The 21,886-nt window shown below is 71.0% G+C and carries 22 protein-coding genes; 10 read left to right on the forward strand and 12 right to left on the reverse strand.

What is annotated here, in order from left to right; genetic code table 11:
- The first annotated feature begins 53 nt into the window (after positions 1–53).
- On the forward strand, positions 54–1,580 hold the full coding sequence (locus ABD211_RS10160; RefSeq protein ID WP_344128679.1) for an RICIN domain-containing protein: 1,527 nt from the start codon (positions 54–56) through the stop codon (positions 1,578–1,580).
- A gap of 35 nt (positions 1,581–1,615) precedes the next feature.
- Here the strand turns inward: ABD211_RS10160 and ABD211_RS10165 are convergent, their stop codons facing one another.
- A complete protein-coding gene (locus ABD211_RS10165) occupies positions 1,616–2,092 on the reverse strand; it encodes a pyridoxamine 5'-phosphate oxidase family protein (RefSeq protein WP_344128681.1) in 477 nt (158 codons plus the stop codon).
- A gap of 551 nt (positions 2,093–2,643) precedes the next feature.
- Here ABD211_RS10165 and ABD211_RS10170 point away from each other — a divergent pair.
- Positions 2,644–3,696 (forward strand): SIS domain-containing protein, encoded by a 1,053-nt coding sequence (locus tag ABD211_RS10170; protein WP_344128683.1) that lies wholly within the window; start codon positions 2,644–2,646, stop codon positions 3,694–3,696.
- A 10-nt stretch (positions 3,697–3,706) separates the two neighbouring features.
- Here ABD211_RS10170 and ABD211_RS10175 read toward each other — a convergent pair whose 3' ends face one another.
- Complete coding sequence (locus ABD211_RS10175; protein WP_344128685.1) at positions 3,707–4,492, reverse strand: copper homeostasis protein CutC; 786 nt, start codon at positions 4,490–4,492, stop codon at positions 3,707–3,709.
- A gap of 196 nt (positions 4,493–4,688) precedes the next feature.
- Between ABD211_RS10175 and ABD211_RS10180 the strand changes: the two genes are divergently transcribed.
- Positions 4,689–5,360 (forward strand): winged helix-turn-helix transcriptional regulator, encoded by a 672-nt coding sequence (locus ABD211_RS10180; protein WP_344128687.1) that lies wholly within the window; start codon positions 4,689–4,691, stop codon positions 5,358–5,360.
- Between the two features lie 63 nt (positions 5,361–5,423).
- Here the strand turns inward: ABD211_RS10180 and ABD211_RS10185 are convergent, their stop codons facing one another.
- The 4 genes from ABD211_RS10185 to clpX (ABD211_RS10200) all read right to left on the reverse strand — a co-directional run bounded on the left by ABD211_RS10185 (position 5,424) and on the right by clpX (ABD211_RS10200) (position 9,267).
- Positions 5,424–6,650 (reverse strand): MFS transporter, encoded by a 1,227-nt coding sequence (locus ABD211_RS10185; protein WP_344128689.1) that lies wholly within the window; start codon positions 6,648–6,650, stop codon positions 5,424–5,426.
- A 73-nt stretch (positions 6,651–6,723) separates the two neighbouring features.
- Complete coding sequence (locus ABD211_RS10190; RefSeq protein ID WP_344128691.1) at positions 6,724–7,218, reverse strand: hypothetical protein; 495 nt, start codon at positions 7,216–7,218, stop codon at positions 6,724–6,726.
- Positions 7,219–7,290: 72 nt separating this feature from the next.
- Positions 7,291–7,866: a hypothetical protein gene (locus ABD211_RS10195; protein ID WP_344128693.1), complete on the reverse strand. Its 576-nt coding sequence runs from the start codon at positions 7,864–7,866 to the stop codon at positions 7,291–7,293.
- A gap of 39 nt (positions 7,867–7,905) precedes the next feature.
- Positions 7,906–9,267 (reverse strand): ATP-dependent Clp protease ATP-binding subunit ClpX, encoded by a 1,362-nt coding sequence (clpX, locus tag ABD211_RS10200; protein ID WP_344128695.1) that lies wholly within the window; start codon positions 9,265–9,267, stop codon positions 7,906–7,908.
- Positions 9,268–9,455: 188 nt separating this feature from the next.
- On the opposite strand from clpX (ABD211_RS10200), the gene ABD211_RS10205 reads away from it, so the two are divergent.
- Together ABD211_RS10205 and ABD211_RS10210 are read left to right on the forward strand one after the other, a co-directional pair.
- Positions 9,456–9,821, forward strand: a complete 366-nt coding sequence (locus tag ABD211_RS10205; protein WP_344128697.1) for a VOC family protein — start codon at positions 9,456–9,458, stop codon at positions 9,819–9,821.
- 13 nt (positions 9,822–9,834) lie between these two features.
- The gene (locus ABD211_RS10210) at positions 9,835–11,127 is read left to right on the forward strand and encodes an ABC1 kinase family protein (RefSeq protein WP_344128699.1); all 1,293 of its coding nucleotides are present in this window, start codon (positions 9,835–9,837) and stop codon (positions 11,125–11,127) included.
- Here ABD211_RS10210 and ABD211_RS10215 read toward each other — a convergent pair.
- Positions 11,114–12,151, reverse strand: coding sequence for an MsnO8 family LLM class oxidoreductase (locus tag ABD211_RS10215; RefSeq protein ID WP_344128701.1), 1,038 nt, complete (start codon positions 12,149–12,151; stop codon positions 11,114–11,116). The two genes, ABD211_RS10210 and ABD211_RS10215, sit on opposite strands and share 14 nt — an antisense overlap.
- 113 nt (positions 12,152–12,264) lie before the next feature.
- Here ABD211_RS10215 and clpX (ABD211_RS10220) point away from each other — a divergent pair, with 113 nt between their 5' ends.
- The 5 genes from clpX (ABD211_RS10220) (at position 12,265) to ABD211_RS10240 (ending at position 16,400) form a co-directional block, all read left to right on the forward strand.
- Positions 12,265–13,500 carry an ATP-dependent Clp protease ATP-binding subunit ClpX gene (gene clpX / locus ABD211_RS10220; RefSeq protein WP_344128703.1) on the forward strand — a complete coding sequence of 412 codons (1,236 nt, stop codon included), beginning with the start codon at positions 12,265–12,267 and terminating at the stop codon, positions 13,498–13,500.
- Positions 13,501–13,541: 41 nt separating this feature from the next.
- The gene (locus ABD211_RS10225; RefSeq protein WP_344128705.1) at positions 13,542–14,123 is read left to right on the forward strand and encodes a hypothetical protein; all 582 of its coding nucleotides are present in this window, start codon (positions 13,542–13,544) and stop codon (positions 14,121–14,123) included.
- Positions 14,124–14,193: 70 nt separating this feature from the next.
- Positions 14,194–14,670 (forward strand): SRPBCC family protein, encoded by a 477-nt coding sequence (locus ABD211_RS10230; protein WP_344128707.1) that lies wholly within the window; start codon positions 14,194–14,196, stop codon positions 14,668–14,670.
- 86 nt (positions 14,671–14,756) lie between these two features.
- A complete protein-coding gene (locus tag ABD211_RS10235; protein ID WP_344128709.1) occupies positions 14,757–15,998 on the forward strand; it encodes an MFS transporter in 1,242 nt (413 codons plus the stop codon).
- 42 nt (positions 15,999–16,040) lie between these two features.
- Complete coding sequence (locus ABD211_RS10240; RefSeq protein WP_344128711.1) at positions 16,041–16,400, forward strand: VOC family protein; 360 nt, start codon at positions 16,041–16,043, stop codon at positions 16,398–16,400.
- Here the strand turns inward: ABD211_RS10240 and ABD211_RS10245 are convergent, their stop codons facing one another.
- The 5 genes from ABD211_RS10245 to ABD211_RS10265 are packed head-to-tail and all read right to left on the reverse strand — an operon-like array spanning position 16,401 to position 21,709.
- Complete coding sequence (locus ABD211_RS10245) at positions 16,401–17,684, reverse strand: ABC1 kinase family protein (protein ID WP_344128713.1); 1,284 nt, start codon at positions 17,682–17,684, stop codon at positions 16,401–16,403.
- On the reverse strand, positions 17,681–18,250 hold the full coding sequence (locus ABD211_RS10250; RefSeq protein WP_344128715.1) for a copper resistance CopC family protein: 570 nt from the start codon (positions 18,248–18,250) through the stop codon (positions 17,681–17,683). The genes ABD211_RS10245 and ABD211_RS10250 overlap by 4 nt, the downstream gene beginning before the upstream one ends.
- Positions 18,247–18,828, reverse strand: a complete 582-nt coding sequence (locus tag ABD211_RS10255; protein WP_344128717.1) for a hypothetical protein — start codon at positions 18,826–18,828, stop codon at positions 18,247–18,249. The genes ABD211_RS10250 and ABD211_RS10255 overlap by 4 nt, the downstream gene beginning before the upstream one ends.
- Positions 18,825–19,802 carry an enediyne biosynthesis protein gene (locus tag ABD211_RS10260; RefSeq protein ID WP_344128719.1) on the reverse strand — a complete coding sequence of 326 codons (978 nt, stop codon included), beginning with the start codon at positions 19,800–19,802 and terminating at the stop codon, positions 18,825–18,827. The genes ABD211_RS10255 and ABD211_RS10260 overlap by 4 nt, the downstream gene beginning before the upstream one ends.
- On the reverse strand, positions 19,799–21,709 hold the full coding sequence (locus ABD211_RS10265) for a CRTAC1 family protein (protein WP_344129030.1): 1,911 nt from the start codon (positions 21,707–21,709) through the stop codon (positions 19,799–19,801). Before ABD211_RS10265 ends, ABD211_RS10260 begins: the two co-directional genes overlap by 4 nt.
- Between the last annotated feature and the right edge of the window lie 177 nt (positions 21,710–21,886).

Genomic DNA, 21,886 nt, shown 5'->3' on the forward strand with positions numbered 1-21,886 from the left:
ACACCGTGGCTCCGCGTCCCCTCCCCGGAGCCATCCTCCCTTCAGGAGTGGACATGTTCCCTGACAAACGGCTGTCCTCCACCGACCGCCCCCGACGGCGCCGCCGCGCCCTGGCCGCGCTGGTCGGCCTCACTGTGGTCGGCGGTGTGGCCGCGGTCGTGCCCGCGTTCACGGCCAACGCCGCCACCATCGACCCGACGGCGTACTACCAGATCGTGTCGCGGCACAGCGGCAAGGCGATCAACATCGTCGGCGCCTCGACCGCGAACGGCGCGGGTGTGGAGCAACGCACCCGCGCCACCTCGCAGACCAGTCAGCAGTTCCAGTTCGTCGACGCCGGCAGCGGCTACTACAAGCTGCGCGCCCGGCACAGCGGCTCGCTCATCGACATCGCGAGCGCGTCGACCGCCGACGGCGCCAACGTGCTGCAATGGTCGGACAACGGCGGCACCAACCAGCAGTTCCGCGTCGTGGACACCGACAGCGGGTACGTGAAGCTGCTCAACCGCAACAGCGGCAAGGCGCTGGACGTGTGGGGGTGGTCCACCGCGGACGGCGGCCGGATCTCGCAGTACACCGACACCAACGGCGCCAACCAGCAGTGGCAGCTGGTCCCGGTCGGCGCCACCCCGACGACCACCTACGCCGGCTACCTGTTCAGCTACTTCACCGGCGAGGGCACCGCGAACGGCGAGCAGGTCTACTTCGGCCTGAGCCAGGGCAACGACCCCATCCGCTACCGCACCCTGAACGGCGGAAACCCGGTGCTGACGTCGGCGTTGGGCACCCGTGGCGCCCGCGATCCGTTCATTATCCGATCACCGCAGGGCGACCGCTTCTACCAGATCGCCACCGACCTGCGCATCTACGGCAACGGCAACTGGGACGCCGCGCAGCGAACGGGCAGCAGGTCCATCCTGGTCTGGGAGTCCACCGACCTGGTCAACTGGAGCTCACCCTGGCTCGCCCGGGTCTCCCCGGACACGGCCGGAAACACCTGGGCGCCCGAGGCGTACTACGACGAGACCCTCGGCAGGTATGTGGTCTTCTGGGCCGCCAAGCTCTACGCCACGAGCGACACCAACCACACCGGTACGAGCTACAACCGCATGATGTACGCCACGACGAGCGACTTCCGCACGTTCAGCGCCGCGCAGATCTGGGTCGACAAGGGCTACTCGACGATCGACTCCACCATCATCAAGCACAGCGGTACGTACTACCGGTACACCAAGGACGAGCGCAGCGCGTCGCAGTCGGCGTGCGGCAAGTTCATCCTCGCCGAGCGGTCCGGCACGATCCTCAACACGAACTACACCTTCCTGCGTGAGTGCATCGGGCAGGGCTCGATCAGCCAGGGCGAGGGCCCGCTGGTGTTCAAATCGAACACGGAGAACCGTTGGTACCTGTTCATCGACGAGTACGGCGGGCGCGGCTACATCCCGTTCACCACGACGGACCTGACGACCGGAGCGTGGTCGATGGTGTCCAGCTACACGATGCCCGGCCGGCCACGGCACGGCACCGTCCTGCCGGTCACCCAGGCCGAGTACGACCGCCTCGTGCAACGCTGGGGCTGACGCGCTGACAGCGGCCACGCCGGCAGGCGTGGCCGCTACCCGCTCACCGGCACGCGTGCCCGGGCCAGGCCCGGGTGGCGCATCCGGGTGAGCGACACGCCGAGCCCGTACGTGACGAAGTGGCCCTCGGGGCGGATCTCGATGATCCGGCTCTGCGACAGGCGTTCGCGCGGCAGCCGGTGCATCATCGCCGACAGGATGCGCGCGCCTTCGCGCGAGCCGGCCTCGTGCACGACGGCGGTGGCGGGGAAGCTGACGGTCGCGGGCGGGATCGGGAACAGCAGCGACAGGGGCCCGCCGCGGCGTACCGGGACCGTGACCGAGACCCGCCCGTCGGCCGCGATGTGCCGTGCCTTCCAGCCGTCACTCGCGACGACCACGAACAGCCGCCGGTCGTGTGCGGCGTAGAGCACGCCCGTGCTGCGCGGCGCGCCGGCCGGGGTGACGTGGCTCAGCACCGCGAACGACGCCCTGCCCAGAGCGCTCCACACCTGGTCCGTGGTCAGTGTCACGGCCTCAGCGTCGCGCGACGGCGACGGTCCCAGCAGGGGCGAACGTCCCGCCGGACCGTGCCGGTCGGCCACGGCCAGCACTCGTCCGGCCCGGACACGTACCGCGCGGTGTGTCCGGGCCGGACGGCGCCTGGGTGCGCCGGGTGCGGATGACGATCGGCGTCAGTACCACACGTCCAGGGCCCACCGGCCCAGGCCGAGGTCCCGGCACCGGGTGGGAAGCGGCTGGTAGCTCAGGCGACGAGGCACTGGGCAACTGCCGGCAGGCCCTCGCCGAGTTCCAGCAGCTCGGCAACCGGCCGTGGGAAGGCCGTACGTGGGACGCCCTCGGCTATATCCACCCGGACAGCGACGGCGTCGCTGGTCCCTCGTGTCCGCTTCCTCGCGGCCGGGGGTCTCCAGGTTGAACCGCTTGATAATGAACCGGGACCTGGCGGGAGCTGCCCATTTAGGTGAGTTCAGCTAGTACAGTACGAATTGCCGGCGGGGCGCACCCGCTCGGCGCGGGAGTTACCCGGACCGTGCGTGGATCGCCTGGAGGTAGAGCCCAGATGTCCACGACCCAGATGGCCCGAGAGATCGCTGAGCAGCCCGTCGCGTTGGGCCGCACCCTGGACGTTCTGATCCCGCTGCGGCCGCAGCTCGCCCAGCTGGCCGGCGGGCGCCGGAAGGTGCTGTTCGCGGCCCGGGGCACCAGCGACCACGCCGCCATCTACGGTCGCTACCTGCTCGAGACGCATGCCGGCATCCTCGGCGGGCTGCTCTCGCCGAGCGTCGCCACGCACTACCGGTCCCGCCTGGATCTGACCGACTGCGTCGTCGTGTGCGTCTCGCAGTCCGGACAGACCGCCGAGATCGTCGAGTCCGAGGCGTGGGCGAAGGGCTGCGGCGCCGTGACTGTCGCCGTCACCAACGTGGCCGACTCGCCGCTCGCGGCCAACGCCGACATCGCGCTGGTCACCCAGGCCGGACCCGAGCTCGCCGTCCCGGCCACCAAGAGCCACACCACGCAGCTGGCGGCCATGGCGGTGATCGGCACCGCGCTGGCCACCGAGCCGGAGGCGCTCGACGCCGACCTCGCCCGTATCCCGGCCGAGGTCCAGCGGCTGCTGGCGGCGGACGTGGCGGACGCGGTGGCCGGCCTCCGGGACGCCGACCACGTCGTGGTCTCCGGCCGGGGGCTGATGCTCGGCAGTGCGCTGGAGACCGCGTTGAAGCTGGAGGAGACCTGCCTGCGGCCGGTGCGCGGCTACTCCTATGCCGACTTCCGCCACGGCCCGATCGCGGTCGTCACCTCCGGGGTCACCGCGATCCTGCTCGCCGCACCGGACGGGCCGCTGCTGGCCCCGATGACCGAGCTCGCCAGCGACCTGTCGTCGCGGGGAGCCGTCACGGTCGGCATCGGCGGGGATGGCGAGTTCGCGAAGGCGTGCACCACGCACCTGCCCGGCCCGGACGTCCCCGAGCCGCTCGCCCCACTGGGCGCGATCGTGCCCGCGCAGGTGCTGGTGGAACAGCTGACCCGCGTGCTCGGCCTGGATCCCGACAGCCCTCGCGGGCTGTCGAAGGTCGCCACCACCGACCCCTCGGCGGGCGGCCAATAGCCGGGTGGCGTCAGCCGCCGGGCCGGCCGGCCGCGCCGAGGGCGGCAGCCGCCTTGGAGACCTGGCCGGCATCGGTGACGAAGTAGGCGCCGGGGTCGTCGTCCCCCGCTCCGAGGGCCACGCGCGCCCCCGCCCCGGCGACGCGCCGCTTCGCCGACAGGTGGACCGCGTCCACGCCGGCGGCCGTCAGGGCCGGGATGTCGTCGAGGCGGACGCCGCCGCCGGCCATGATCTCAATCCGTCCCGCGGATCGGCCCGCCAAGCTGGCAAGTACGTCCGCCGCCTGGCCGGCGGTGGCCCTGCCGCCTGAGGTCAGCACCCGGTCGACCAGGCCGAGGTCGAGGAGCTCCGCCAGGGCGTGGGGGAGCGAGGCGGTCTGGTCGAACGCGCGGTGGAACGTCACCGCCACCTGCGGCGCGCTCTGTCTGGCGGTCCCGGCCAGCAGGCGCAGCGCGGCCGGGTCGATGGCGCCGCCGGCTGTCAGCGCACCCACCACGACCCCCTGGGCGCCGGCACGGCAGGCCGCGCGGACCTCCGCCGCGGCGGTGGCCAGGTCGTCGGCGTCGTAGACGAAGTCTCCCGGCCGCGGCCGGATCAGCACGTGAACTCCCTGCCACGGCCGGCCCGGCTCGGAAGTGAGCGCCTCGAGGCCCGCCAGCGTCGTGTCCAGCAGGCCCGCTGACGGAGTCAGGCCGCCGACCTCGAGGGCCGCGCACAGCTCGACCCGGTCGGCGCCGCACCGGTACGCGGTGCGCGCGCCCTGGGCGGAGGTCACGGCGATCTCCAGTGCCGTCACGGTGGCCGCCCTTCGGAAAGATCCTTGGCGATCACCAGCCTAGGCCCGACCAGGCGTCGGCGCTGTTGGATCGGACCACCGGTGATTGGATAGATCTTCGATACCTATCTGGACCATTTTCGTCGTCATCCGCATGCCGGAGCGATGCCCGGGGTAGGTCCCTATACTGTTACGTATCAACATGGGGGAGGCGAAGGTGTCCGAGAAGCGGCAGTACGGTCAGTTCTGCGGCCTGGCGTCCGCCATGGACCTCATCGGCGAGCGGTGGACCATCCTGATCGTCCGGGAGCTGCTCATCGGCCCGGGCCGGTTCGGCGACATGATCGAAAACCTGCCCGGCGTCAGTCCCAACATGCTGGCCGACCGGCTGCGGTTCCTCACCGAGCAGGGGATCATCGAGGTCGACAAGGTCCCCGGCGACGCGCGGGGCAAGCTGTACCGGCTCACCCCGCTGGGCGCGCAGTTGCGCCCGGCCATCCATGTGCTGGCCCGGTGGGGCATGAACTTCCTCACCGAGGAGGACGCCACCCGGTCCGCCAGCCGTGCCGCCTGGGGGTTCCTCGCCGTGCAGACGATGATCGATGTGGGCAAGCCGACCGGCGTCGACGAGGAGTACGAGTTCCGCGTCGACGACGAGGTCTTCTCCGTCACCGTCCACGATGGCGCGGCCACGGCCCACCGCGGGCCGGCGGCGAATCCGGCACTGGTGCTCAGCGCCGACGCCGAGACCTTCATCCGGGTCGGCGCGAAGCTGCTCAGCCCGATCGAGGCGGTGCTCACCGGGAAGATCACGGCCGAGGGCGACCCCGAGGCGGTGCAGCGGTGCACCCAACTGCTCGGCCTCGACCAGCTGGTCCGCGCCGCCTGAGACTCCTGGCCGACGGGTGCCGCCACCGGTGAGGGGATCCGGTGGCGGCGACTGTGGACGGTGCTACGCCGGCACGGCGCGGGCCGCGCGGGCCCGCCGAGCCCACCAGAGCAGCCCGACGAAGGTGCCGACCAGGCAGTACGCCCCGGCCAGCTGGAACGCGAACGCGACGCCGCCGGTCGCGATGATGAGGCCGGCGAGGAGCGTTCCGGCGCCGGACGAGATCGAGTCGGCCGCCGACGCGATCCCGAACGCGCGTCCGGTGCCGCCGGCCGGCGCGTGCCGGGCGATGAGCGCGTAGGTCACGGGCACGGACACGGCCATCAGCAGGCCTTCGACCACGGACAACACGATCGCGAGCCACACCGTGCCGGTGTACGCGTAGGCGAACGCGAGGGCGCCCAGCAGCATGGTCGCGCCGCCGCTGACCAACCACCGGTTGGTCCGGGGCAGCACCCGGTCGGCGTAGCGCGACAGGAGGACCACCGGGAGCATCGTGGCCACAAAGGACCAGGCGATCACCAGGTTCGAGGCGCCCAGGCCGCGCAGGAACAGGCCCCACAGCACGGCGTAGACGCCGTACATCGTGGCGCTTGTGGTGACCAGCGCGACGATGGGCGCGATCGCCCGTCCGACCGAGGCCATGGTGGCCGGCTCCGGCGTGCTGTCGCCGGCGGCCGGTACCTCGGGGTCGGCGACCGCCGGCCGCCGCAGCAGGAAGGCCACCACGGTCGCCGTGCTCAGCATCGCGGCCGCGAACCAGGGCGCGGCGGCGGTGCCGTCGATCACCACGAACCCGACGAGCAGCGGGCCGATCAGCGCGCCGGTCGTACCGATGCTGTTCAGCGTGCCGAACGTGCGCTCGTGCTCCTCCTTCGGGGTGCCGAGGGCGATCGTGGTGCGCAGCGCGGTGTTCGCCGTCGAGGTGCCGGCTGTGGAGACGAGGTAGGCCGGTCCCATCAGGGGCCAGACCGGCACGAAAATGAACGCCAGCACGCCGATCACGGCCACCATCAGCCCGCACACGAGCGCGCGCCAGGCGCCGAACCGGTCGACCAGCTTGCCCGAGACGAGCCCGGCGGCCGTCGCGCCGAGCGCGGCGAACACCATCACCACGCCGATGTAGCCGACCGGCACGCCGCGGTCGAGCAGGTACGGCGCGACGATGGCGATCGTGCCCATCTGCGAGGCGCGCGCGAGGAACGTGACCGTGTACGCCCCGCGCGGCGAGATCGACTCCCGTGCCGGTGGCGCCACCGCCGCCGGCACGGCCACTTCGACCGCGCTCATGCCGTCACCTCCGCTGCGCTCCGGCGCCGGCATGAGAAACCACTGAGCCGATGATTCGCTCGCTTACGCTCGCTCATTCGCGGCTGCCGGTTTCCACGATGCCGACGGCACGGCTGTGCGGAGCCATCGCCTGAACCCAGAAGCGGAGGCGGTTGAGCAGGCCCGGCGCCCACAGCGCGCGGGACAGTTCCAGGTCGTCCGCGGTCAGGCCCCGGTGGCTGACCATCACCAGCGTCGCCCGCGGCACCGGCCACAGCCGGACCGTGGCGACGCTGCGGGTGGTCGGCCACGCCGGTGTGTCCAGGACGACCTTGACGTACTCGCCCTCGACCTCGCCTATCGACGTTCCGGACACGCCGAGTTCGGGCAGGTGCCAGCACACGCCGTCGGCGGTCTCCGCCGCGTCGTCGCCCGTCCAGTCGCGCAGGGCCGCGGGATGGGTGAGCCCGCGGTACACCTGGGTTGGGGTGCCCTTCTGGATGATGTCGCTGACCAGCACGTTGTGCGTGCCGTCGGGGTGGCGGAAGGTCGGGTCCTGCTTGCTGCCAGGACGGTAGGTCAGGGTCACGGCGGGCCTCCCATCGCGGGATCTTCAGCGGTCGGGGCCGCGGCCGTCGCCGACCGCGGCCCCGGGTGGTGGTCAGGCGCGGAGGTTGCGGAACTCCTCGGCAACCGCCATGAACTGCTCCTCCTGCAGCGAAGCCTCTTCGGCGCAGGCGCCCGCGCTGGCCTCGATGCCGGGGCCGAGCGGGAACGCCTTCTGGAACTGGATGCCGACCTGCGGCGGCACCTCGTACGCCTCGACGCCGACGCCGAGTCCGGTGACCTCGGCCGCGACCTGGCGCTTGCCGACGTACACGTCGAAGATCGCGTTGTAGACGATGATCGCCGGGAAGTCCGCCGACGCGGACTGGGCGATCGCGAGGCTCCGCGGCTGCTGCACGTCGGAGAGCGTGATCGTGACCCACTCGGACAGGAACTCCGAGTAGCCCGCCACCTCCCACGTGTTGATCTGGAACTCGAACTGCCGGTGCCCGCCGGCGTTCGTCACGGGGGCGCCCCGGTCGAGCTCGAGGACGGCCGTCATCTTGAGGACTTCCTTGACCTCCCCGTCGACGACGATCGGGATGTTGAGTTCGGAGCGCTGGTACTCGATGCCCGGGACCGGGGGGAACTCGGTCTGGGGCGCGAGCGGGCTGATCTGTGGTGAGGTCATTACGTCTACTCCTCGCCTCCCACTATCGTGGGACCAGGGTCACGTCGAGCGGCGGATGAGCGCCCCGCTGGCAACGCGGAGGGTGCGTCCTGCCCGCCGTTCGGCGTGGCCGCCTTCTTGTCCCGGCTCCTCGGCCGGAGACAGCTGTGGAGATGCGTTCCGGCCGGCCGGCGGGGCCTGGCCCGGTTGCGCGGCGGTCCCGTCGCGTTCGACGGCGCCGTCCAGCGCGGCCTCGATCCGTGCGGCGTCGACCCGCAGGGACTGGCCCGGTTCGAGGTCGGGCGCGCGGAACATCAGGTCGGCCAGTGCCGTCTCCAGCACCGATCGCAGCCCTCGGGCGCCGGTTGCCCGGGCGTGCGCCCGTTCGGCGACGGCGGTGAGCGCGTCCGGGGTGAGGTCGAGCACGTGCCCGTCGAGGCGGAACAGCTCCTCGTACTGCGCGACGAGACAGTCGCGGGGTTCGGTGAGCACGCGGCGCAGTTCGGCCGCGCCGAGCTGGTCGAGCCGCACGATCACCGGGAACCGCCCGACGAACTCCGGCAGCAGGCCGAATGAGATGAGGTCGCCGGGCTCGGGTTCGGCGGCACGGTCGGTGATCCGGGCCGCCGGTTCGCGTCGCGGGTCGAACCCGAAGCTGTTGGACGCCTTGCGCGTGCCGACGATCTCGTCGAGGCCGACGAACGCTCCGCCGGCCATGAACAGGACCTCGGACGTGTCGAACCGGCGCACCTCGCCGGCGCGTGCCGTCGGGTCGGTCTGGCGGCCCTCGAGCGAGACCATGGTGCCTTCCAGCGACTTGAGCAGGCCCTGTTGCACGCCCTCGCCCGACACGTCGAGCCCTCCGGTCGCCTCGCGGCGGGCGAGTTTGTCGACCTCGTCGAGGAACACGATGCCGCGCTGCGCGGCGGTGATGTCGCCGTTGGCGGCGATGACGAGCCGCCGGAAGATGGACTCGATGTCCTCGCCGGCATAGCCGGCCTGGGTCATCGACGTGACGTCCGCGACCACGAAGGGCACGGCGAGGGTGCGGGCCAGCGTCTCGGCGAGCAGTGTCTTGCCGGTGCCGGACGGACCGATGAGCAGGATGTTCGACTTGGCGAGCCGCACGCCGCCCGGCTCGGTGCGGCCGACCCGCTTGAAGTGGTTGTAGACCGCGACGCTGAGCATGCGCTTCGCGGCGTCCTGGGCGACCACGTGCTGGTCGAGCTCAGCCACCAGCGCGGTCGGCGTCGACGTGCCGGCACGCTCGCGGCGGTTGGCCCGCCCCGCCAGAGCGGCGAGCCCGGTGCGCGCGCAGTCGGGACAGATCGCGGTGCCGGTGCCGGTGATGAGCGCGTCGACGCCGAATTCGTTGACTCCGCAGAACGAGCAGAACAGCAGGCGCCGCTTGGGACCAGCCACCGTTCCCCCTCATCAAGGGACCAAAGTTGGTATAGAGAAGAGTAGTAACTTCTCGTCAATAGTGTCAATGGACCGGCGACTGCGGTGTGGACCAGCAGATATTGATCGAGAGATAGCGTTGGCCTTGTTCTGATGATAGGGAAAGCAATACCATCTTCCAAAGCCTTCTCCCGGTGGAGGGAAGACATATGGCCACGCTCGCTGTCATCACCGTCAACGTCCATGACATGGACCAGGCGGTCGTCTTCTACACGGAGCATCTGGGGTTCGGTGTCCGCGACGCCACGGCCGCCCCGGCGTACGTCGAACTGGAGAGCGAAGGGCCGCTGCTCCTGCTGCAGCAGTGCGAGCGCCCGGCCAAGGCCGACTATCCCGACGGCGCGTGCGTGCTGCTGAATCTCGCGATCGACGACGTGGAGGCCGAACTGGGGCGGTTGCGTGCCATCGGCGCCGACGTGCTCCACGACAAGCCGCAGCTCTGCCCCGTTGGCCGGTACATCGCCGTCGCGGATCCGAGCGGCAATGTCGTCGAACTCATCGAGTTCACCCGCTGAGCGGGTCCGGCCGGTGCCGCTGCTGGCACTGGGCGGGCGGTTGACGTACCTGGGTGTCGTCCTCGCTGTCACCGCGCTGCGCCTTGCAGGGTGCTGGCTGGTCGTGGTGGCGCGGCGGCGGCGCGGCGAGTTCCCCGACGCCGCGTGGGTGATCGGGGTCCAGCAGATCTACCGGGCCGGACCGACCGCGGTCAAGGTGGCCCAGCTGTTGAGCACGCGGCTCGACCTGCTGCCGGCCCGGGTGTGCCAGGCACTGTCCACTCTGCACGATGACGCGCCGCCCATGCCCGTCGACGTCGCGCGGCGCCTCGCCGCCGACCGGCTGGGCCAACCGTTGGAGGCCCTGTTCCGCGCGTTCGTGCCGGTCCCCGAGGCATCGGGCAGCATCGCCTGCGTCTACCGGGCCGAGCTGCTCGACGGTACGGTCGTCGCGGTCAAGGTGCGTCGCCCCGGGATCGGGGCCACCATCGCGGCCGACCTGCGGCTGTTCCGGTTCGGCGCGTCGATGATCGCCAACACCCGGCTCATGCGCGGACTGCCGACCCACGCGGCGGTCGCCCAGCTCTCGGCGGCCATCGCCGACCAGCTCGACTTCACCCGCGAGGCGGCCGCGCTCACCTCGGTGGCCGACGCGGTCGACGAGTTCGCCGAGGTCCGGGTGCCGCGTCCGCATCCGCGGCTGGCCGACCCGGCGCGCACCGGTGCCGGGGTGCTGGTGATGGAGTTCGTCCCCGGTCTGGTCCGCCGCACGCCGGCCGACCTGGGTGCCCCGGTCGCGGCCCGGGCGGTGGAGTCCAGCCTCGACGCGGTCTACAAGATGCTGTTCGTCGACGGGCTTGTGCACTGCGACCTGCACCCCGGAAACCTGTACTTCTTCCCGGACGGCTCGGTGTGCGTCGTCGACGCCGGGTTCGTGGTCGCGTTGCCGCCGGCGGCGCAGCGCGCGTTCACCGAGTTCTTCTTCCGGATGGGGACCGGGAACGAGGCGCGCTGCGCGGACCTGGTGCTCTCCACGGTGGAGCTGCCCGAGGGGTTCGACGACGCCGGGTTCCGGCGCGAGCTCGGGGCGCTGGTGCGCAGCGTCACCGGCAGCCGGGCCGACCAGTTCGAGCTGCTCGACTTCTCGGTGCGGTTGTTCGACATCCAACGACGGTTCGGGCTGTACGCGGACCCACAGTTCGTCTTCCCGCTCCTGGGGCTGCTGGTGCTGGAGGGGGCGATCAGGGAGTACCACCCGACCGCCGACTTCCAGGGGCTGGCGCTGCCGCATCTCATGCGGGCGATGTTCGCGCCTACGCCACGCTGACCGGTGGCACCGCGCACGCGGGCCAGTTCTCGTGGATGAGCGCGAAGCACCGCGCGCGCTCAGCCGGGTCGTGGATCCCGGTGGTGAGGATCAGCTCGTCGGCGCGCAGTTCGGTGGCGAGATCGTTGAGGCGGCCGACGACCTGGCCGGGCGTGCCGATGACGGCGATCGAGCGCACCCGCTCCCGGGCGGTGGCGAACGCCGGATCCCCGGCCGCGCCGCGGGCCTCCGCCAGCGTCGGGATCAGCCCGGCCCGCGCGGTGCCGTGCCTGCTCCAGGCGAGCGCGTACGCGTCGGCGAGGTCCGCGGCGCGCTCCGCGCTGTCGGCGCAGAACACGAGCAGCGACACCGCCGTCCACGGGAACGGTGCGGAGCCGGTCGGTTCGAACCCGGCGCGGTAGGCGGCCATGGCGTCCGGGGCGCCGTCGAGCGTCGGCGCGAGGTGGGCGGCGAAGCCGTAACGGACGCCGGCCAGGCCCGCGGTCTGGCCGCTCTGCACGCTCGAGCCGAACACCCACAGGTCCGGCAGCGGGGCGTCGGCGGGCATGGCGACCACGCCGTGGTACGGGTGGTCCTTCGGCAGGCCGTCGGCGAAGCCGAGCAGTTCGGCGAGCCGGTCGATGAACTCGTCCGGCCTGGCCAGCGTGCGTTGCTGGCGCAGCGCGAGCGCGGTGAGCGGGTCGCCGCCGGGCGCCCGGCCCAGGCCCAGGTCGATCCGCCCCGGGTGGAGGGTGTGCAGGACCTTGAACGTCTCGGCGATCGCGAGCGGCGCGTGGTTGTTGAGCAGCACGCAGCCGGCACCGACCCGGATCCGACCGGTGCGCGCCGCGATGGTGGCCATCAGCACGGCGGGTGAACTCGACGCGAGGCTGCCGATGTTGTGGTTCTCGCCGACCCAGAACCGCTCGAATCCCAGACCGTCGGCCATTTCGGCGAGGCGGACGGTGTCGCCGAGGGCGTCCGACAACGGGCGACCGGTCGTGCCGATGGACAGATCCAGGATGGACAGCAGCGGTGACGGCACGGCACGACCTCCGGTATCGACAGACGATCTCGAGCGGATCGATGCGTTGCAGGGCGCTTGAGAATCATATAGCGTGTTGATCGGGACGTCGACCCTCGTGTGAGGAGAGCCCGATGAAACCCCTCTGCGTCTGCTCGTTCTGCGGCGCCAGCGAGTTCACGGCCGACGTGCTGCTCGCCGGAACCGGGGCGTACATCTGTGGCACGTGCGTGACCTCGGCCGCGCAGAGCATCGCGGACGCGGAACTCGCCCGCTACGGCGGCTCGACGACGGATCCGACGGCGTTGGCCGCACACGTCGACCGGTGGGTCATCGGGCAGGAGCGGACCAAGCGCGTGCTGTCGGTGGCCGTCCACAACCACTACAAGAGAATCAACAAGGCGGCCCACAACCTGCAGAAGTCCAACGTGCTTCTGATCGGCCCGACGGGGTGCGGCAAGACGCTGCTCGCGCGCTCACTCGCCGAGGCGCTGCAGGTGCCGTTCGTCGTCGCCGACGTCACAGGCCTCACCCAGGCGGGCTACGCGGGCGAGGACGTCGACTCCGTCGCGGAGATGCTCTTCCGCGCCGCCGACGGTGACGTGGCCCTCGCCGCGCGGGGCATCGTGGTGCTCGACGAGATCGACAAACTGGCGCGCCGCTCCGTCGGGCTCACCCGCGGGTCGCTCGACGTCTCCGGTGAGGCTGTCCAGCAGTCGCTGCTGAAGATGGTCGAGGGCACCCAGGTCCGGGTGGGGGTCACCCCGCAGGGGCGCAGTCACGAGATGTCCACGGCGGATGTCCTGTTCATCGCGAGCGGCGCGTTCTCCGACCTCGCGGAGATCACCCGCGACCGGGTGCGGCGCAGTCCGCTCGGCTTCGGCTCGTCGCTCGCGGTCGCCGACGACGGCGTCGACCCGGACTTCGAGGACCTCGTGGAGTTCGGCATGCTCCCCGAGTTCCTCGGTCGCTTCCCGGTGGTCAGCCGGCTGGCGGCCCTCGACGTGCCGCAACTTCGCCGCGTCCTGCTCGACGTCGAGCACGCGCTCATCCCGGAGTACCGCACGCTGTTCGCGCTCGACGGGATCGACCTGCGTTTCGCCGACGCCGCAATCGACCGGATCGCCACGCAGGCGGCGACGCTTGGCACGGGCGCACGTGCCCTGCGCCGCATCCTCGAGGACCTGCTGACCGACGCCATGTTCCACGCGACCCGGCTACCCCGTGGCACCAGCCTCACGGTAACCGGCGCCGACGTGGAGGCCGGTCGCGTCGGGCAGCTCGACGACCTGCTGGGCGACCGGGCGGATCCACAGAAAGCGGCGGAAGAGGCCATGCGCGCGCGGTTCAGGCGCCGCGCCAGCGGCTGACCCGCCAAACATCCGAACAAGTCCTGCGAAGGAGGTACGAAATGTCAATCGCAACCGACGTGGTCCAGAGGCCGATGGAGGCCTTCCCACCGGAGCCCGAACTCGAGCACGAACGCTCCGAGCTGAGCCTCCCGCTCGTCGTCGACGGCGAGGTCAAGGAGGTCATCCGGATGGAGTCGCTGCTGAAGATGCAGCGCTCCGCGCCGGTGCTCAACGCCGCCGGCGTGCGCCAGTTCGAGTTCATCATCGTGGAGTGGGAGGTCGCGGGCTTCTGCGAGACGCTGGGCGACTGGGTGCAGATCACGCTTTCGCCCAACATCCCGCAGCCGAAGAGCGTCTGCGTTTCCCAGCAGCACGGCTCGGACTTCCCGGCGATCATCGTCTACAACGCCATCATGGACGTGTACCTGGGCAAGCGTCTGGTGGATCCGCAGTACGTTGGCCTCGCGGTGGGCGCCGACGTCGTGCAGATCCCGCCGCGCAACCACGTGCACTTCCAGAAGGCGTTCAACCTCGGTGAGGGGCTCGACATCATGGCGGCCGTGTGCGCCACGATGGCCTCGCTGTCCCCCGACGAGTGGGAAACCAAGGCGGCCGAGTTCCGTCGCCTGCGGGCCAACTGACACACGTACCAACCCGGAGGTCCCAGCGTCTGCTAGGGCCTCCGGGCCGTCTTCGAGCCAGGAGGTCATCGTGATCGCGGAGCGCGAATCGGGCAACTACGCGCTGCTCAAGTACACCGAACCCAACGGCGACCGGCGGCTGGTCGTCTCGTACGTGATCGAGGAAACGGCGTCGCAGGACGTCTACCGGGCGTTCACCGATCCCGACGCCGCCGCGCGCTGGTGCGACGTGACGTCACCGGGCGACGGCGCAGGGCTGACGCTCCTGCTGCCGGAGGCGCCAGGTGCGCTGTCGCTCGTGCGTGCCCGGCCCATGGACCAGCTCGAGTTCGCCGTGGCGCACCCGGGCGGCGAGCCGAGCACCGTGATCTTCAGCATCGCGCCGGCCGAGCGGCAGACGGTGCTGGTCGCGTCGCACCGGCATCTGCCGGTCGAACACGAGCGGGTGTGGAGCGCGTTCTGGTGTGGGCCGATGTTCCTACGCCTGGGTGATCTGCTGCGTCGTGGCGGCGCCGCCGCGCGTCCCACCATTGTCCAGGTCCGGTAGTCGTTAAATTCTGATGTCGGCACCGTGGTGGATATGGATGGAGTAGCAGGGATCGCACTATTCTGTGCGCCAGCGACGGAAGTAGGATGATGTCCACGACACTCGCGCAATCCCGATTCGGCCCGATCACCTGGGCAAACGGGCGTCGTTCCCTGCTGTTCACCGCCGCAGCGACCAGAGCCGCCAACTTCAGCCTCATCTCCATCATCGCCAGATACCTGTCCGACCAGGGGTTCTCCGCCGGCACCATCGGCATCGTGCTCGCGGCCGCCGGCCTTACCTCTGCCGCGTCGCAGGCGGGCTGGGCGCGGCTGATCACCCGGCAGGGCCCGGCGTTGGCCGGCATCGTGGCCGCCACGCTGGGCACGGTCGGTTGCGCCATGCTCGGTTTCGCCTCCGTGCCGGTGACGCTGATCGCGGCCGACGTGGTGCTCAGCGCGGGGTTCACCGGGCTGGCCACCACGGTGCGCACCGTGACCGGCACGCAGGTCGACGACGAGGCCGAGGGCGAACGCCGGTTCGGCCAGCTCAGCAGTTGGCAGACGGTCGGCGGCCTGGTGGGCCCGCTCCTGCTGGGCTCACTGGTGATCGGCAGCAGTGACATCGCCCCCTGGTTCGCGGGCGGGCTGTCCGCGGCGGTGCTGGTGCTGTGGGTCGTGCTGGCCTGGCGATCCCGCGCCGCCGCGCGCCCGGCCGAGGAGGTTGGCGAAGCCGCCGACGACCGCCCCGGGTCCGGCTCCGGCACCGCCCGGGCGTGGCGGCTCGCCTGGACCATGCGGCTGGTGCTGCTCTGCACCGTCGGCACCTCCTTCCTGTACGGGGCCAACGTGGTGCTCTGGGGCCTGTACCTGAAGGACCTGGGCGCCAACCCGGCCGTGACCGCGTGGTCGTTCGCGGTGTTCAGCGCGCCGATGGTGCTGATCTCGCCGCGCGCCGGCCGCATCTGGGGCCGGGTCCCGCGCACGGCGGCGATCACGGTGGGATCCGTGTCGCTCGGCGCGATGGCCATCGTCTACGGCAGCGTGCAGAACATGCCGCTCGCCGTGGCCCTGACGCTGGTCGAAGGGTCCCTGATGGCGCTGACCATGCCGATCATCGCGGCCCACGTGTCCGCCCTGCTGCCGGAGAAGGACGTCGCGCACGGGTACGCGCTCTACGGCGGGGTGGACATCACGCTCAGCGTGCTCGGCACGGCCGCGGGCGGCGGCCTCATCGCCCTGATCGGCGTCGGCCCGACGTGGTATGTGTGCGGCGTGCTGTGCATCGCCTGCGCGGCCCTCGCGTGGGCCCTGCGCACGCGCCCGCAACCGGTGGCCGACCCGGCCTGACCACAGAGAATCTCGAATCCCGAACGCGGAGGTAGCACACACATGGCGCTTCGAGTCATCACCGTCGGCGTGCACGACATGGACGCTGCGATCACCTTCTACACCAAGCTGCTCGGCTTCGACGTCCGCGACGCGAGCATGGCACCCCACTTCGTCGAGCTGGAGAGCGAGGGCCCGACGCTGCTGCTCGCCCAGTGCGAGCAGCCCGCGGTCTCGACCTATCCGGCCGGCGCGACGATCGCGCTCGACGTGGACACCGACGACGCCGCGGCCGCGCTCGAGCGGTTCCGCGCGGCCGGCGCCGACCTGGTGCACGACACGCTCCAGGACTCGCCCGTGGGGCCGTACTTCGGCGTGCGCGACCCCAGCGGGAACGTCATCGAGATGGTCCAGTTCGACTGATCAGGCGGCCCGCGCGCGTACCCGCCCCGGGTTTGGCAGCCGGACCAGCGCGGCCAGGACGATCGGCTGGGCGACCGCCTGGAAGTCCAGGTCCGGATGCCAGGTACGGACGCTGCCCTCGATCACCAGCAGGGTCAGGATCGGCACCACGAACGCCGCCGACACGAAGATCCGGTGGCGGCGTTGCAGGGCGAAGAGCTCATCGACGAACGAGGCGATGCTGAACTCTCCCGCGGGCAGCCCGGTGTAGCGCCGCACGATGTCGGTCACCTCCGCGTCGAACAGGTCGCGGTCCAGCGAGGCCGGCATCGTGACGGCGGCGTCCACGATGCTGCGCGCACACCGCGCGCCGTTGCCGAGGCTCAACCCCAGGAAGAACTCGCAGAACTGGCGGCGCAGCACGTCGTCGGGGGTCACCACGAAGCCGGCGTCGACGATGCACACCCGACCGTCCCTGGCCACCCGGAGGTTGCCCGGATGCAGGTCGCAGTGCACCACGCCGACCGTGAAGAGCATCCGGAACACGCACTCCGTCAGGGACTCCGCCGCGAGGCGCTGATGCTGCGGCGGCGCCTCGCGCTGCGGATCGCTGAACTCCGCGAGATGGTCCATGACGAGTACGTCCACCGACCCGCCGGGTCGCGGCGCGGGCACGGTGATCCTGGCCGGGTCGAGCCGCTCCCGCAGGACGCGCAGGTTCTCCCGCTCGCGCACGAGGTCGACCTGCCCGGCGATCGCGTCCGCGATGTGCCCGATCATGTCGAGGATCGGCAGGTGCCGTGCCCGGGGCAGGCGGGCCGTGACGCGCGCGCCGAACCGGAACACGGCCAGGTCACGCGCGATCGCCGTGCGTACGCCCGGTCGCAGCAGCTTCACGGCCACCGGCCCGGTGCCGCCCGGATCCGCGACCAGGTACACGCACGCGACGCTGCCCGCGCCGAGCAGGCGCAACGGGTCCGGGCCGAAGCCGTGCGCGGCCAACTGCCGGCGGACGTAGCCTGCGCGGATGGGTCGGCCGTCCTCGCGGAGTCGACCGAGCGCCCGGCACCAGGCCGCCGGGACGACGTCCGCGCGCGTGCTCGCCAGCTGGGCGGCCTTCACGTACGCCGGGCCGAGCCAGACAGCCAGGACGGCCAGCGCGGCCGCCCAGGCCGGCACGTCCCGGTGCCGGCGGACGAGCAGTCGGCGTCCACCCATGACCGCCGGCACCAGGAGCAGCCACAGTGGTACGACCACGCAGCACCGGACCAACCCGTACCAGACCTGGCCGCGGAGTCGGGTCATCGGTCGATCCCATCGTTGTCTCTAGCGGAGAGGGGCCTGCGGGGCCGGCGCATCAGCAGTACGCCGACGACAGCCACCGTGGCGGCGTCGAGCAGCAGCAGGACCGCGCCCACCGGATCGACGCCGTGGGAGTGTTCCCCGGCGGCGGTGTCGGCCGCCGCCGGCGCCGCGACCGCGCCCGACGCGGTGCTGCCGGACAACTCGGCACCGTCGTCGAACGTGACGTGGAAGGCGACCGTGAAGCCCCCCGGCCCGGGCGCGCGGACCGGCTGGCGCAGCCGGGCGCCGTCGGCGCTCAGCTCCCCGGCGTTGATGACCATGCCGTCGGCGTCGCGCACCGCCACATGCGAGGTCGACGCGTCGGGCCGGCCACTGAAGGTCAGCACGATCTCGGCCGGGCCGGTGTCCGCCGCCGCTTCGGTGCTGAGGAGTCGTGGCGGGGCGCCCGGTTTCGCGGCCAGGGCCAGTACGGCGACCGCTACGAGGACCGCCGCCGCGGCGACCAGGGCCACCCGCGCCCGACGGGGTCGGGCGCGGGTGTCGCCGGGCACGGCCGTGACCGTCATGGTTTCGCCGGGGCGACCGACCGGTCTCCGGCGCAGGAGCACGACATCTGTTCGGCCTCGGACGCGTTGGGTCGCAGGTGCAGATAGACCGCGATCACCATGGGGATGAACACGATGGAGTTGTAGAACAGGTGCAGCTCCACCCGCGGGACCACAAGCTGGAGGACGCTCGTGGGTACGGCGGCGCCGAACAGGAAGGTGCCCGTCTGCCACTGCAGGAGCAGCAGCAGGTGCTCGATGTGGTGCCAGAACTGGATGACCAGCGCCACGGTCCACCAGGTCCGGGCCCGCCCGACGAAGCCGGGCCGCAGCAGCATCAGCCCGGCGATCATCACCAGGGCGTAGCCGTAGTGCAACCACTCCGTGCGGATCAGCCAGGGAAAGGCCATGCCGAGCGCGCCCAACGCCTTCGGGCGGGGCATGCCGAGAGCCCAGATCTGGAACGCCTGGGCCAGGTGCTCGGCCCAGTGTGCCAGCACGATCACCATGTAGATGTTCAGCGCGATCCGGTGATGGGCGCTGTTGAGCGCGGCGAACCTGATGGGACGACCGGACATGGGGATGGCCGCCTGGGTCATGAATGACGCTCCCTTCGGGTGAAGTCGAGGCCCCACCAGTACAGGCCACGGGCGAGGCAGACGATCGTGACGGCGAAGAACAGGGTGTAGACCACGTTGAACAGCATCAGGACGCCGTAGACGGCGGCGACCGAGCCGCCGAACATGAACTGGTTGCGGCCGCTGGAGGGGGTGGTCCCCGGGTCGGTGATCATGTAGTTGGTGAAGAGCACGAACGCCACCCCGGTCATCACGGTCAGGCCCGTCCACAGCGGCGCGTCCCAGACGTAGTGGCGTACCAGGGCCTGGATGACGAAACCGCCGACCCAGCCGACGATGAGCGGGATCTTCTTGGTCAGCGCGGCGTTGAGCAGGGTGCCCGCCGAGATGATGACCAGCGGGATGAACAGGCGGAACAGGTCGGGGACGTTCTCCGTGAACTCGTACGGCGGCGCGATGCTGACCCAGCTGCTGAACGCCAGCAGGGTGATGGTGATCCCGAAGTTCGACGGGTTCATGAAGTGCCGCATCCGGCCCTTGATCGGTGCCCGCAGCACGTACTTCGACCCGATGGCCACGATGGCGCCGAAGGCGATGGCGCCGAACATGTCGTTCGCGTAGAGCAGCATGTTGACCGCGAGCGCGGTGATGTGCGTGGGCAGCAGGAAGGTGTAGACCCCCCAGACCCCGTGCCCGGTGAAGCCCGGCCGTCGTCGCTCCGCCCACGCCGCGACCGTCTCGAACCCGAACTCGGCGGCGTACGCCGTGAGTACCGTCAGGATCGGCCAGGCCCACGGCTGCTCGAACCCGAGCACGGTGTAGCCGAGGATGTTGAGCACCGAGATCGAGATGGCGAAGTTGCGCAGGGCCAGGTAGCGCGGGTCCCGTCCGTCCAGCCGGGGAACCGGGGGCAGCGGTTGCGGGGCCGGGCCGGCGGCGGTCGGGGGAGCGGGAGCCCCGACGTCGCGTATCGGCGCGGTTCTCAGCTCGGTCATCGCGGCGCCACCTCCGTTGCCTGGGTGTCGAGCAGGATGTCGTGCCAGCCGGGCGCCAGGGTCAACGTGCTGCGGTGCACGGCGCCGGTCGTGTCGCGCCAGCTGAGGTCGGCCGTGATGTTCGCGGTGGCCGCCCCGACGCCGAAGAACACGTCGAAACTGCGTTTGCCGGAGTGGCCGCTGCCGCCGTCGACCTGGGAGATCTGGGTACGCCCGTCAGCACCGGTGATCTTTACCACCGCCCCGTAGGCCGGGAGGACGGCGCTGCCCTGGCCGGGTCGGTGCAGTCGCAGGCCGAGGAAGTTGCCGGACGCGGGGTGGTCGTTGCGGTAGAAGGCCGGCGGACCCCACTGCCGGGCGACCGCGAAGTCCTGCCACCCGTCGCCGTCGGTGTCGGCCACCGCGATACCCCGGGTCGGCACGGGCGCGGCCAGGCCGAGATCGGCGCTGACGTTGGCGAACCGGCCGTTGTCCTCCCGGGCCCAGAACACCAGGCTGTGCGAGCCGGCGATGTCGTCGGTCGGGCCCACATCCGGCCACATCTGCGGGTTCTTCAGCATCAGGTCGTTGGACATGGCGAGTTCCTGCAGCCACGACCAGCGGTTGATCTCGCCCTTGACGAACCCGGTGGTCTGCACGATCGCCAGGTCGCCGCTGTTGTCGAAGTCGGCCATCTTCGCGTCCCAGCCCCAACCCGACCAGGCCACGTTGAGGTCGGAGGCACGGTTGTCGAACGGGGCCACGCCGCGCGACATCGTGTCCCGGGCGGCGGCCGGGTTCGTGGTGTTGTTGACCCAGGCGAAGTTGCTCTCCTGCAGCCCCCACGGCGTGGTGATGTTGCTGACGAACATGTCGAACACGCCGTTGTTGTCGAGGTCACCGAAGTCGATCGACATGCTCTTGAACGAGTCGTTGCCGAGGACCATCGACTTCGGCGTGTACGGGTACCGCTTGCCGGCGAGGAGCTCGAACCGGATCCGACCCGGCTGCGACACGTTGTGGAACATGCGGTCCTGGCCGAAGTCGTTGGCGACGTAGAGCTCGGGCAGCAGGTCGTCGTCGAGGTCGGCCGAGCCGGCGCCCAGCGTCCATCCGGTGGCCGCCGCCGGGTCGATCGCGCCGGTGTCCTCCACGAAGCGCACCGTCGGCCCGTCGGGCGAGGAGGGCGTGGGGATCCACCGCATGAGGTGCGCGCCACCGCCGTTGGTCGCCCGCGACATCGTGTGGTTCATCTGCACGTTGGGCTGGCCCTGCGGGTCGAGCACCTGCGAGTCGGGGAAGTAGTTGAACACCCCGATGTCGACATGGCCGTCGCCGTCGAAGTCCGCGATGGATACCGCGTTGGTGTTCCAGAGCTGCCCCGCGTACCGGCCGTCGGGCGTCGGCGCCGTGGGCACCAGCTCGGTCGGGCGGAACGCGGCCGGACCCAGCGGGCCAGCGGCCTGACGGCCGAGGAACAGCACGGGCGTGCGCCCCCAGTAGTAGACGAGCACGTCGGTGCGACCGTCGTCGTTGAACTCCCCGGGCGCGCAGCCCATCGGCGCGACCGCGGTGTTGGTCGGCAGCGGGGCCGGGTCCAGCACGAACGGGGCATAGCGGGGCGGGGTGGTGCCGGGGGCCGGGGTGACCACCACGGTGTCGCTGCGGGTGTCGACCAGGCAGAGATCGTCGGGGCGGCCGTTGCCGTCCAGATCGTTGACGGCGATACCGGCGCCCACCGACGAGATCCAGGCGCGGATGTGTTCATAGCTGGGGTTGACCTCGCGGATGGTGCGTTCCGGCAACCCCGGTGGCAGTGCGATCGGCAGTTCGGTGAAGCCGAACCGCGCGGCGACCTCGCCGCGCGCGGCCTCGGCGGCCTCGGGACGGCGGGCCACCGCGTACAGCCCGGCGGCAACGAGGATCACCGTGGCCGCGGGCACGGCCGCGCGGATCCAGACCGGCAGACGGCGGGTCAGTTCTGACGAGAAGGGCAGCGACGGCACGTGGTCCCCCTCATGCTCGGCGAACGCGAGTCATCCTGCCGCCGCGCCGACGACGCCGTCTTCTCATCGAGTGCTGTATGTCGACTCATCGCTGAATGC

The sequence above is a fragment of the Luedemannella flava genome (assembly GCF_039528515.1).
GTDB lineage: Bacteria > Actinomycetota > Actinomycetes > Mycobacteriales > Micromonosporaceae > Luedemannella > Luedemannella flava.

Excerpts from the sequence above, each read along its gene's own strand:
- clpX (WP_344128703.1), top strand. The coding sequence starts at position 12,265 with ATGAAACCCCTCTGCGTCTGCTCGTTCTGCGGCGCCAGCGAGTTCACG.
- ABD211_RS10245 (WP_344128713.1), bottom strand. The coding sequence starts at position 17,684 with ATGACCCGACTCCGCGGCCAGGTCTGGTACGGGTTGGTCCGGTGCTGC.
- ABD211_RS10250 (WP_344128715.1), bottom strand. The coding sequence starts at position 18,250 with ATGACGGTCACGGCCGTGCCCGGCGACACCCGCGCCCGACCCCGTCGG.
- ABD211_RS10255 (WP_344128717.1), bottom strand. The coding sequence starts at position 18,828 with ATGACCCAGGCGGCCATCCCCATGTCCGGTCGTCCCATCAGGTTCGCC.
- ABD211_RS10195 (WP_344128693.1), bottom strand. The coding sequence starts at position 7,866 with ATGACCTCACCACAGATCAGCCCGCTCGCGCCCCAGACCGAGTTCCCC.
- ABD211_RS10160 (WP_344128679.1), top strand. The coding sequence starts at position 54 with ATGTTCCCTGACAAACGGCTGTCCTCCACCGACCGCCCCCGACGGCGC.
- ABD211_RS10235 (WP_344128709.1), top strand. The coding sequence starts at position 14,757 with ATGATGTCCACGACACTCGCGCAATCCCGATTCGGCCCGATCACCTGG.
- ABD211_RS10260 (WP_344128719.1), bottom strand. The coding sequence starts at position 19,802 with ATGACCGAGCTGAGAACCGCGCCGATACGCGACGTCGGGGCTCCCGCT.
- ABD211_RS10185 (WP_344128689.1), bottom strand. The coding sequence starts at position 6,650 with ATGAGCGCGGTCGAAGTGGCCGTGCCGGCGGCGGTGGCGCCACCGGCA.
- ABD211_RS10170 (WP_344128683.1), top strand. The coding sequence starts at position 2,644 with ATGTCCACGACCCAGATGGCCCGAGAGATCGCTGAGCAGCCCGTCGCG.
- ABD211_RS10240 (WP_344128711.1), top strand. The coding sequence starts at position 16,041 with ATGGCGCTTCGAGTCATCACCGTCGGCGTGCACGACATGGACGCTGCG.
- ABD211_RS10225 (WP_344128705.1), top strand. The coding sequence starts at position 13,542 with ATGTCAATCGCAACCGACGTGGTCCAGAGGCCGATGGAGGCCTTCCCA.
- ABD211_RS10205 (WP_344128697.1), top strand. The coding sequence starts at position 9,456 with ATGGCCACGCTCGCTGTCATCACCGTCAACGTCCATGACATGGACCAG.